Origin of the sequence: Bremerella sp. TYQ1, from assembly GCF_020150455.1 — a bacterium.
Lineage (GTDB): Bacteria > Planctomycetota > Planctomycetia > Pirellulales > Pirellulaceae > Bremerella > Bremerella volcania_A.
This window is the reverse complement of the sequence record NZ_CP083740.1, coordinates 408,443-419,562: the sequence shown is the minus strand read 5'-3', so window position 1 is coordinate 419,562 and position 11,120 is coordinate 408,443. Positions and strand designations below refer to the sequence as shown.

At 54.4% G+C, this 11,120-nt stretch carries 12 protein-coding genes and 1 pseudogene; 3 read left to right on the top strand and 10 right to left on the bottom strand.

Annotated elements, in window-relative coordinates:
• Positions 1-12: 12 nt before the first annotated feature.
• The 3 genes and pseudogenes from LA756_RS01615 to LA756_RS01605 all read left to right on the top strand — a co-directional run bounded on the left by LA756_RS01615 (position 13) and on the right by LA756_RS01605 (position 2,616).
• The gene (locus LA756_RS01615) at positions 13-969 is read left to right on the top strand and encodes a glycosyltransferase (RefSeq protein ID WP_224438141.1); all 957 of its coding nucleotides are present in this window, start codon (positions 13-15) and stop codon (positions 967-969) included.
• 15 nt (positions 970-984) lie between these two features.
• A pseudogene (locus LA756_RS27275) lies at positions 985-1,149 on the top strand (DUF1796 family putative cysteine peptidase); the annotation flags it as partial.
• A gap of 144 nt (positions 1,150-1,293) precedes the next feature.
• Entirely contained in the window at positions 1,294-2,616 is a 1,323-nt protein-coding gene (locus tag LA756_RS01605) for a glycosyltransferase (protein ID WP_224440454.1), read from the top strand.
• Here LA756_RS01605 and LA756_RS01600 read toward each other — a convergent pair.
• From LA756_RS01600 to LA756_RS01555, 10 genes are all read right to left on the bottom strand, one after another.
• Entirely contained in the window at positions 2,606-3,466 is an 861-nt protein-coding gene (locus LA756_RS01600) for a hypothetical protein (RefSeq protein ID WP_224438140.1), read from the bottom strand. The two genes, LA756_RS01605 and LA756_RS01600, sit on opposite strands and share 11 nt — an antisense overlap.
• 871 nt (positions 3,467-4,337) lie before the next feature.
• Entirely contained in the window at positions 4,338-4,553 is a 216-nt protein-coding gene (locus LA756_RS01595; protein ID WP_224438139.1) for a hypothetical protein, read from the bottom strand.
• Positions 4,554-4,647: 94 nt separating this feature from the next.
• A complete protein-coding gene (locus tag LA756_RS01590) occupies positions 4,648-4,896 on the bottom strand; it encodes a hypothetical protein (protein ID WP_224438138.1) in 249 nt (82 codons plus the stop codon).
• Between the two features lie 8 nt (positions 4,897-4,904).
• A complete protein-coding gene (locus LA756_RS01585; protein ID WP_224438137.1) occupies positions 4,905-5,846 on the bottom strand; it encodes a hypothetical protein in 942 nt (313 codons plus the stop codon).
• Positions 5,847-5,879: 33 nt separating this feature from the next.
• A complete protein-coding gene (locus tag LA756_RS01580; RefSeq protein ID WP_224438136.1) occupies positions 5,880-7,376 on the bottom strand; it encodes an AAA family ATPase in 1,497 nt (498 codons plus the stop codon).
• 53 nt (positions 7,377-7,429) lie between these two features.
• Positions 7,430-8,083 (bottom strand): ATP-dependent endonuclease, encoded by a 654-nt coding sequence (locus LA756_RS01575; protein ID WP_224438135.1) that lies wholly within the window; start codon positions 8,081-8,083, stop codon positions 7,430-7,432.
• A gap of 6 nt (positions 8,084-8,089) precedes the next feature.
• Positions 8,090-8,284 (bottom strand): DUF2997 domain-containing protein, encoded by a 195-nt coding sequence (locus tag LA756_RS01570; RefSeq protein WP_224438134.1) that lies wholly within the window; start codon positions 8,282-8,284, stop codon positions 8,090-8,092.
• A gap of 4 nt (positions 8,285-8,288) precedes the next feature.
• A complete protein-coding gene (locus tag LA756_RS01565; protein WP_224438133.1) occupies positions 8,289-8,651 on the bottom strand; it encodes a DUF1257 domain-containing protein in 363 nt (120 codons plus the stop codon).
• A 115-nt stretch (positions 8,652-8,766) separates the two neighbouring features.
• On the bottom strand, positions 8,767-8,928 hold the full coding sequence (locus tag LA756_RS01560; protein WP_224438132.1) for a hypothetical protein: 162 nt from the start codon (positions 8,926-8,928) through the stop codon (positions 8,767-8,769).
• Between the two features lie 101 nt (positions 8,929-9,029).
• The gene (locus tag LA756_RS01555; RefSeq protein WP_224438131.1) at positions 9,030-11,081 is read right to left on the bottom strand and encodes a recombinase family protein; all 2,052 of its coding nucleotides are present in this window, start codon (positions 11,079-11,081) and stop codon (positions 9,030-9,032) included.
• Positions 11,082-11,120 lie beyond the last annotated feature (39 nt).

Below are 11,120 nucleotides of genomic sequence, written 5' to 3'. Positions count from 1 at the left end.
ACCTACGGCGACATGCTTCTCAATCTTGGCTACGAGGACGAAATCGAGTTGCTGGGGCTTTTTGAAGGGTGGAAGGGCCTGTTCTCGCTTTTGAAGCCGGATATCGTTTTGCACGACCATAGCCCTACCGCCATGTTGGCTTCACTCTCGTTGCAGTTACCTGCCTTTACGATTGGAACAGGTTTCTGCCAACCACCACCGATATTTCCACTTCCTCCCATGGCTTGGTGGAGACCTCATGATCCCATGGAGTTGGCGGAACGAGAATCAAGTCTGATCGACCGCATCCACCGGACGATTCCCGGCATCGAACAGCCTCTGACGGGATTGGGGCGTTTGTTTGAACTCGTCCAGGGCAACTTCTTAACCACGTTTTGCGATCTCGATCACTACCCTTCGCGCCAAGATGCTCAATACTTTGGCTCTTGGTCTCCGCCCTTGTCACGGTCAGCCTTTACTGGTTGGCGACCAGCAAGCGGTAAAAAGATCTTCGCTTATCTGAAGCGGATGCCATGTCTGGGTGACCTTATTCGGTGGTTATCCGAATCGGGGCATTCGGTGGTCGTCGTGGGAGATCGAATCGATTTCACTCCCCTTCGGAAACTCGTTAGCAACCGGATTCAACTCCTGGACAAAGCGATTGATTTAACGGAGATCAAGAAGACGTGTGACTTGGCCATATTGAATGGAAATCATGGTGTTACCTGTGAATTTCTTTTAGCTGGCGTGCCGATTCTGCAGATCCCTTTAATGCAGGAGCAATCGATACTGAGCCATGTAACCGTGCAGAAAGGGTTCGCGTTCTCGGCCTCGGCAAGTCACGTTCCCCAAGTTATCTCGCAATTGAACGCGGCACTAACAAGCAAACAACTGCAGGAAAACAGCTCTCGGTTCGCCAGCCAGTTAGGCAGTTACGATGCTGAAGCCCAGCAGCATAAAATTGTCGAAACAATCTGCGCAGCTTGCTGATGGACACACCCTCAGATGTTAAGTGAATCCATGCCGAATAACGAACTCTTTGATCGCGTCATCAGTTTGGGAGACAACTGTGAGGTAGCCTACCATATTTCAAGGGCAGGCCTGCCTACCTTAACTTGCCCGTTCGACAATGCCGCGACCAGTCATGAGTCCTTGCTGGAATGCATCGGATCAGATTTTGAGAAGGTCTTTTCAGGGAAAACGATTCGAATCGGATGCTACGAGACGAAGTTTATTTGGGGGCATCAACCTAAGGAAGAACTTGGTAAGGAGATCAGGCAGCGATGGCAGACCCAGATACGGAACTTTCTCAGTTTGAAATCACAAAACGTCCTGTTCATTCGCCGAACGGAGAACTCTACCGATCTTGAATCGCAATACGAGGACATCGTCTCGTGCTTGAAAAAATCGGGTTTCTGTTCCTTTCAACTCGTGTTTGCCGTCAAGGGTGAGTGCGAATCGACGGAGCGATGGTTTCCGCTAAAGCGAACGCCTGACTACGAAGGTAGGGCACGTTGGAAAGGAAGCCAGGCGGACTGGGAAGAGTTTTTCGAAGGCATCATGCCACGGGTTCGCAGTGTGGAGGAGGAGGCGTCAGAGGAAAAGGTTGCAGATATCGGCGACCCTTCCAGCCTTCCGCAACTCAACGAATCTGTCTTTTTCGGCTGGGTTGCGGCGAATCCTCCCATCCTCTATTACGCCTGCGGCATGAATACAGACATCGGACCTTGTCTTCCGGACATGCCCATTTATCGACTGCGGAAATATTCGTGGTGCGTTTCCGTAGAGGAAATTGCCGATTACCATCAGCGAGCATTGTCGACCAGGCCGCAGGATAAGCTGATCCACATGGTCAATGTTAAGGCGCATGCCAACCAACTCATGTGTCGTGGCATCCCAGCCTACTTCGTCTCGCACAACTGCTTCCTGGACGAAGAGCTGTTCACGATCAACTCGACAATCAAAAAGGAATTCGATGCCGTGTACAACGCTCGAATGGCTCCCTTCAAACGCCATGCCCTTGCCAAAAGCATATCGACACCGCTCTTTATCGGAGGGATCGCCTCGGTTCGGGACGAACTAGAGTATTTTGCAAAGGTGCGTACGGAAGTGCTTCAGGGAGCTTTTACGCATGCGAAACAACCGGACAAATACATTACCCCTTCCGAGATTGTTGGCTGGCTGAATCGCTCGAAAGTGGGTTTGTGCTTGTCTGCCAAAGAAGGGGCGATGTATTCCGCCGTTGAATACATGCTTTGTGGATTGCCTGTTGTTTCTACCGTCAGTGAAGGTGGCAGAGACGAGTGGTTTGACTCACGATACGTACGCGTGGTACCTGATGATGCACCTGCGATTGCCAAGGCTGTTAACGAGCTCATTCACGCCAACTTCTCTCCTGACTTGATCCGCCAGAGCACGCTATCAAGAATCCGAGAACAGCGACTAAGATTTGTGAGTATCCTGCAAATGATTTTTCAGGCAGAACACTGCAGCGTCGACGCAGGTCGGCACTTCTATCGAAATTTCCGACACAAACTGGGACGCTGGCATGGCCGACCAACGTCAGCAACATTCCTTGAGGAGCTGCAAAAGCAACGTGTCAAGGAACAAGGCTCGAAGTCATCGACTAAGATTTGACCGGATTGGCGTCTTCATTGCGGACCGAAAAGTAATTTCGCATATATTCCCGCACTTCAGGTTTAGCCGATTCTGACCACGTCCAAAGCTGAGAGACTGGGTCAAGCTGGATATCCGTACGGGGGTCAAATCCCGCGGAATCCATGAACCGTTGTCGCTCAACGTATTGACGATCTTTTCGGTTACCGTGCCACAGGTGCGAGAGGGTCACTGGGATATACCCCATTGCTCCTCTTACGTCGTCATATAGCGGACGACCATACGTGAGCGCGGATTCAGCCATGGCCTCCGAGCCTCGCGTAAAGTAGACATGATCAAACATGCCAAGACTGGAAAGAGCCATGACCGTATCACCCCCGCCGGTAATTTCCCGATCGTAGAGGCTGTGCTTTTCAAGTAACCATCGTTGTGCCGCCCAAGCAAAACCTGGTGATGCGATCTGCAGCTTAGAAGCCTTTTCCGGTATGTGGTGCCAGAGGGCGGCCATACTCGGGCGACGGGTGATCTTCTCAAACCATGGCAAGATTTCAAAGTTGGGGCCTAGCCATCTCACGTACTCAAAGAGCTGAATGATTGGATACAAATCGATTGTGGAAGAAGCAAGGTCAGCCCAGTGATCGGTCTCGAAAATAACATCGCAATCGACCCAGCCAATTTTGGTAAACTGCTTGGGCACGTGGGGGAGAAGGATGTTGAGCAAACGCTCTTTCTGCCAAAGCCAACCCTCTTTGGGCAGCCGCAGGCGAACGACCGATTCGTTCTTTTCCTCAATCCTAAACTCCCCATCATGCAGGGCCGCTTCAATCGTCCATAATGGAACGTCTTGACTTGCCAACGCGTCGGCAAACATCCGATAATTCCGTCGGCGATTCTCATAATTGCAGGGATTGAAGTAACAGGTAATTACAGCGAAATCGTCAGCGGCCACTCTAACTTGTCCCTTGTTTAGCTTTCGATTGGGATAGATCGGCCATAATTCTACTTGGCGATTTCTTGGCTGCCAAACATTTCATTCTTGAAATTCGTGGGAAAGAACCTCGATTCGAGAAGCACCAACCATCGACTTCGAGTGAGGAGGAGGAACATTTGGCAATCGGAATGATCGTTGCCTCATCGAAATAGGAGGGCACGTTGAACCGACGTCAGGCCCGAAAGAGGAGCCGACGCGAACTATTGTGATATCCATATTCCAGGCGCCTAATCCCGAACGACCAGCGTAGTCAGGTGACAATGTGCTTTCGGGCCGCGTCACGTTATATGACTGTTAAGACAGTCTTACCTTTCGTGGTCTTGAGAATTGAAACTCCCGGAATGGGGGAGACATTTTCCGATGGATAGCTAAAAAGAAAACGCAGCAGGGCCGCCCATCTGGACGGCCCTGCTGCGTTGTTTACGGCAACATTATTATCGTCTCGATGAACGTCCACGTCGCCGACCGGCGTTGAATCCCTTCCGACTTCCCAATTGCTTTCCGGTTTTGTAGCAAGCCCAGGCAACGACGGCCCAGAATGCAGCCTGCACGATGGTTTCCATAGTTCCTCCCAGTCTCGAAGTAACAAACCTACCTGTCCGAGCGCCGCAAATTCGCACAACGAGGATGGTATCGGTACTGACGCCGCCCTCGCTGCTGACCACCTCGGATCAAACGCAGATCGACTTGATCCGCTGCATTCCGATAATGTGGCGTTAGTGACAAGGCTGCTGTTCTCGAAGTTTGGGAGTTAGGCTGCTTTCGGTTCATAAGACTCGCTCCCCGAAGACTCCCGTGCTCTCAAATACTCGACTTCGTCCCAGTCGATGACGTTCGGGCCGAAACAGACATCGTCATCCAGGTCGTCTAATGGTTCCTCGACTAGCGAAAATCCAAGTTGACGGATCGTGGCAACGCTTTCGCCAGTTGCCTCAGCAACGGCTCGATAAAACTCTGAAGCTTGCATGGATTCATTTCTCCTTAGGTCAAGAAACAGAAAAAGCCCTTGCCGGATCGCAATCCAGCAAGGGCTTTGGAAGGTTTGTGATAATAAAGGTGCGTTAGTCGTTGCTTGAAGAGAGCCAATTCTCTTCAAGCCAGCGAACCTCAGCGGTCAACGCGTCACTACGACTAACGAAAGGCCCGAGCTGTGGCCCGCCGACGGGCGAAAGATCTGCGAACCACTGGCCATCTTCGTTCGGCTCGACATGGGAGCCGCGCGAGATCGATAGTGTGCCGAGCGTATGGAGGTCGAGCGTCTCGTCATAGAGACAGCGAATGGTCCCGGTGGATGAGATGACAAGTTGCATAGGGCACCTCACTTCGGGGAGCGGATAATCCGCCGACGTGGACGATCGACCAACAGTTCGTCCAACGTGGCCTGAACGCTCGATAGTTCACGGCTGACCGTCTGGCGTACCTGAGCGTCGTCTCGTAACGTCTGAGGTTGAACGCCCTGGACAATGTCCTGGCACTGTGAAACGAGTGAGTCGAGTTGGTCATTTGACCGAACATTCAAGGAACGAAATCGCTCAAAGAACTCATTCAAATTTCCAACCGCCGAGTCCCGAAAGACTTTGGCGCGACCATCCTGCTGTCCCGAAAGGCGTTCCGTCAGATGTGTAACCAAGCCGGATAGCTCTTCCACGAAGGCGGACTCAGCCAGTTGAACTGCCTCATCAAACCGAGCCTGCACGCGACGACACTCTTCCTGGTACAGCTGAGGATCGAGTTGCCGCAGATAGGACGGAGCCTCCACATTGGGGAAATCCCAGGTAACGTCGAACAGCCCGATCAACGATATTGGGTAATCGGCCTCGTTGTAGAGGCGACCAAGTCGCTGCCGCGCTGCCTCTTTCAGCGAGAAATAATCTTCGTCGAGTTCCTCGACTGCCTTGGTTAGCTCCTGGCGATGCTCACTCATCCAGTCTTGAAACGTGTCGACCCTATCCTGCCGAATCAATCGCACAGCCGGTTCCGGATAAGGCAGGCTCATGGACGTCCAGAACGAGCGGATTCGATTCCGTTCCGAGGTCACCGCTTTGAAGCGTGGATTCTTTGTGTCGAGCAGTTTCTTGCCCGCACTCAAGAATTCGCCCTGAGCGTCGAAGGATAGCGCCGCCTGAGCCCGTTGAGCTGGGGTCAACGTCTTCTGCGTGCCTAACCAGGTAAAGTTTACCCGGGTCGCGCACATGGTGGATCGCAGTCTCCCGGAGGGGCTGCTGCGATCGGTCGGCTGTTCTAAAGTTGTTGCCGTCATAAATACCTCACGTAAAGATGGGTTAGTTTTGGGCTAATTGGATTCAGGGTTCTGGGTTAGTCGTCGCCGCGACTTTCGCGTAGCCTGAGTCGTTGTGGTGAACATGCCCCCGGACTCGGCAGAGAGACAGCGACCGCTCGCCCAGCTACGGAGTCGCTCAACCGACTCGGCGGACGTGACGGCGACCGGAACCACGTTCTGCGCCGCCTGCACCAAGGAAACATTCAAGAGAGCGGCCAACCGGCAACAGGCACGAATCTCGGCGCCCGTCCACGATCCGTCGTTGGGCAGATCCTGCGAGTGCTCCAACCCAAAGCGTTCCAGATACATCTGCCAGATCGCTTCCTTCTGTGACCTCCCAGGTAAGTCGAGAAAGAAAATTGCATCGAAGCGTTCCGCTCGAGTGAGCTCCGGCGGTAGCTTAGAGACGTCGTTACTCGTAGCAATCACGAACACGTCCGATTCGTGATCAGCCAGCCAGGTGAGTAGCGCCCCGAGCATCCGTGAGCCCACACCGCTATCGGTCTGGCCGGAATTGGAGGTGCCGCCGAGGGCCTTTTCCAATTCGTCGATGAAGAGTACCGCAGGCTGCATCGCATCGATGATTTTCAACGCCCTACGAGTTCGCTCCTCAGTTTGGCCGACGATGCCGCCCATGAGTGCACCGACGTCGAGCGTCAACGTCGGCCTGCCAATCTCACGGCCAAGCGCCTTGGCGAAGGCAGACTTACCCGTGCCCGGCACCCCCAGCAGCAATACGCCCTTCGCTTGGACTGAGTGGGATTCATGTGATCGCAGTGCCTGACAGCAAAACTGTTTGAGCGATCCTAACCCTCCCAGTTCGGCAAACGACTCTCCGCCACGATGAAGCGAAAGCAGACCACTCTTGATGAGCGTCTGCGACTTGAGTTGCCAGATAGCCGACGGCTCCAGTCGGCCATGCCTCACCAGGGATAGGGCAAACGCGTTTTCCGCCTCGTAGCGGCTCAAGCCACAGGCCGCATCGAGAATCCGTTCTCGCTCCACACCTGCAGGGAACTCATCTCCTTCGGTCGCAATCTCTGCGGCAATTTCTGCAAGTTGTTCCCGAGATGGCAGCTCATGCTCTACCACGGTGAACACACGTTCGAGTTCCACTGGTAGCTGAACCACCGGTGCCAGAATCACGAGAAAACGCTGATGAGCTTTTCCCTGCGAAACCTGGTGAGAGATTGCCTGTACCACCTCCGCTGAGCCGAGGAAACGGTGGAGATTCGATAGTACCAGGAGCGAAGGCTGTCCGCTGCTGGGAAGCGATTCGAGATGTCGCACAGCCCCTAAGGGATCGGTGACCGACACCGCTGGCGATTCTGCTGGGGCCGTCGGGGCACCTCTGAGACCGACATCAATATCCCAGGTATTCATCCGCCAGTCTTCGTCGCGGCAAAGCTGAGCCAGTTCGGCGATCGCATCATCCTGTTCGCAGCTGCGAATCCAGATGCCACTGAAGCCAGCTCGCACCAGTTCCTGTATTTCTTCTGCTAAGCGCATACCGATTCCTTGTAAATGAAGTCTTGAAATGAAAAAGCTCGCGAGAGCGAGCTTTAGACAGAGTGGGCTAGTTGTCCGATCGTGGTCAGCCAGGTGGCGATTTCGCCTTCGGGATCTCGGTTCCGAAGGTGGTCAATGGTCATATGGGCCGCGACCTGCGTGTTGAGCCAGCGTTTGGCACGGCTGGACTGGCGATTCTGCGAACGTCGCGATAAGAGCTCCCAAGGCCTGTCGTGGAGACCGCTCTCATAGAGCTGCTTGGCGACGAGGATGGCCACCGGATCGAAGTCGCCAAATGTAAGTTCGATTGGAGCAACTTCTCGGATCGCTGCTGGATGAAGATAGTTTTCCAGGCTACGCTTGCGCGTAAGCACCGCTCGACAGTTTGGCCGCTGGTTGATCACCTCGGCCAATTCCTGACGCTGTTCCGTTTCGGGCGGCACTTCATGGTCGAGCAAGAAAAACTCTGGTTTACCCAGCGAAGCGAACCGATAGGTCCAACTGGGCAAGTTGCTGCCCCCGAAAGGAACGAACACCAATTGCCCTTGCTGTTCCATTTCGGCCAGATTGGGCAAGTCTTGATTGTGCGCATGCAGCGTCAATGAAATCCGACGGAGGAACTCAATGTCGTTGGTTCCCTCGACAATCACCAGAACGCGTGCCAGATCGACCGCTTTGTGGGATGGGTGTTTGAGTATGGGATCCATAGGCAGTTATTCCTTCTGTTCGATTTGATTTTGTTGCGTGATTTCCGAGGCGTGGAACTCGGCTGTGAGCGTCTCGGACGTTTGTTGTCCCAAGGCGGCTTCCAGAATGCGGCTTGCCTCGCGACACTCCGTCCCCTGAAAGCCCCTCGTTTCTAGGCGTGACTCGCCAGTGGGGCTGACGATAATCTCAATAGTTTTCAAGAGCTTACCCTCCAACTTGAATGACGAGTTTGATGCTTCCGTCCGGAAGCGCCTGTTCGACGGCGGTGTGGCCTTGCTTGCGGGCTTCGATCGTCGCCCGCTCGACGGCATACCGCTGCAGAAACTGATCGAGTTCTTTCTGGCTGCCCCAATGGCCGTTGTAGTTGTCGTAATCGAGCCGACCGGTCGTCACGTCGGCGACAACCGGATAACGCCAATCTCGAAGCTGGATCGCCCAGCCCCGCTTACGATCATTGAACAGGCGAACCTCACCGTACGTGGGCTCGGGAAGTTGAAGTCGTCGTGTTGCCTGGCGGATCGCCGTAACATCACGAACTTCGGTTTTGATGCTGACGATATGTGACATAAGACCTCCTGTGTGGGATGAAGTAGATTGCGGTCACCTCTCAGCTGGAGATGGTGATGACCATGGAAGGGATAAGACCTCCCTCATCTATTTATGCCCCGTTTTGGGCAGAAATTTAGTTTTCGGGAGCCTCGGCGTTATTCGATGTCTTTTCTCCGCCTTGCTGCTTACGTCTATTTGCCTGCACGACGAGGTAGGCGAGATTAGTCGCCAGTTGCGCTCGCTGCGAGTCGGTCTCCGAATCTTGAACATGACTTGAATCAGAAATGGGGGGCATTCATCCTCCTTTCATTTGGGTGATAGTCCAAAATCGCTAGGCGCATGAAAAACGCCTCGTCGCGAGGACGAGGCGTTGATGATCGATCGATCACGGTCAGATTAGCGAGGGCGTCGCTTTTTGCCGTTGTTGTAGGGGACGTTTGGCGGCTCAAGGCCTTGCATCTCGTACCAGCGACGGTAGCTGTACCAAACGTTTCCCGAATTGACGTTGTGCCCTTCGCGCTTCAGTTGTTTTGCGGTCTCGCGATGGCTCATGCCCTCGATGTCGATCAGTTGATGGACGCGTTCGGCAATCAGATCCAGGCGAGGCGGCTTGCGTAGCCAGACCGTGACCAGTTCCGCAGTCGGGGCATGGGCCCCTGGGAGCGGTTCGGAGAACGCCTTCAACAGTTGAGGACGAAAGGTCCCCCGGATGTTAGTCCGTTTGCGATTGGCACGCTGTTCGACCTGCACCCAAATCTGTCCGCCTGTCAAAGCACGGAATACGGCGAGCGTCTTGTAGACGGCATCCTCGCCGAGGTCGCCATTCGCCGCTGTGCTCAACAGATCGCACATCTCGGCCAGACGCTCGCGGATCTGTTCCACCGTCATCGTGCTGGTCGTCCCGTCGACCGCCCGCTGCAAGCGATTCACTTCGCTCTGGGCGGCGTTCCGCTGCAACTGGGCAGCCCGCAGTCGGGCCTTGATCTCCTTGCGATCGTCCTCGGTGCCTTCGCCTGACAACTCGAACAGATCGTGGACCCGGTTTTTGAGCAAAGCCAACTGCTTACGAGCCTGGACTAGCTGTTGTTCCAGACCCTGGTCAGCCTGAGCATCCAACTGCTGGCACTGCAGTACGATCGACTCGATCAGCTCGGCATCACGCAGGATCAGCTGGCTGAGACTGTTGCAGATCGCCTCGACCGCATCTTTGCGACGAACGGCCGACTTGCACGGACACTGGTCACCATTCTTGCACTGCATCGCCTTGCCTTGAGCACCCGTTTGGTAGAACCGAACCGGGCTCTCGGGCGTGCTGCAGCGTTCACAGAAGAAGAACTCTGTGGTCAAGTCCCACAGTTTCAGCTTCTTAGCCTTACGAGGTCCTCGGGGACCTGTCTTACGTTCACCAAACAACGTTTGCAGCGCCTCGAACGTGGCGTCATCCAGAATCCGTAGTTCTTCGCACTGCAAGGTGGTCACCTCGTTATCAGGCTGTTCGACTTGCTTGACACTATCGAGCTTCGTCGAAAACTGATTACGACGGCGACCGAACTCCCATCTTCCGACAAGGCGAATATTCGTGAAGAGTCGTCGATAGCTTTGGTAGCTCATCTTGCCGCTTGAAGATCGTGGGTCCACGGGACCGCCGACCGCGTTCCAGCGTCGTACGCCTTCGCGGACCGCCATGCCATTGAGTAACAATTGGGCATGTTCCTGAATCAGCTTGGCCGCTTCCGGGTCGACCTCGGGCATCGTGCGAGGGAGACCGCGATTGGTGAGTGGGGCACCGGGAATCACCTTACGGCGATAACCGATCCCGAGTGCCCCCGTCGTATAACCGTTAAGGAACAGGCCCGTCAGCCCCGAGCGAACGTGATCGGCAATTGCATCGAGTAGCATATCGTCCAAGAGGCCATGGATCTGCAACTGCAGTTTCCAGGTCTTGCGGTCGTTGGTATCAATGCCTTGAGAAACGCTAACGGCTCGCAGACCTTCTTCGACGACCTCCTCGTTGATGAATTGGTATCCCTTACCTGCCTGCCGGAACAGTCGGCTGGCTTTGTAGACCAAGAGGACCTTAGCATGCCGTTTGCGAAGGATCCGTTTCGTCCTGTCGAGACCAGCCCGCTGAGTTTGCTTTCCCTTTACGCCCTCGTCTACAGAAATGTACTCCGGCGGAACGTAGATGCGATTCTTTGCCGCCCATTGGATACACTCTCGGACCTGGTCATCCGTCGAATGCTGTAGCTTGGTGCTGAACCGAGAATAGATCGTACCGATTTCGAGGCCACAGGCGATGGCCCATTCGACTCGTTTTTCAAGCGAGGCTTCCGGATCGAATCCAGTCAAAACAAAGTCGCAAACCGCCGACATCTCTGTCCACCATTTGACGACTTCCGAGGTGAGTTTTTCATTAGCCGCACCCATGCTAGGCAGGTCCTGGTTCATGGTGGAACCTCCTCTGCTAATGTTTCATGTGAAGCAACC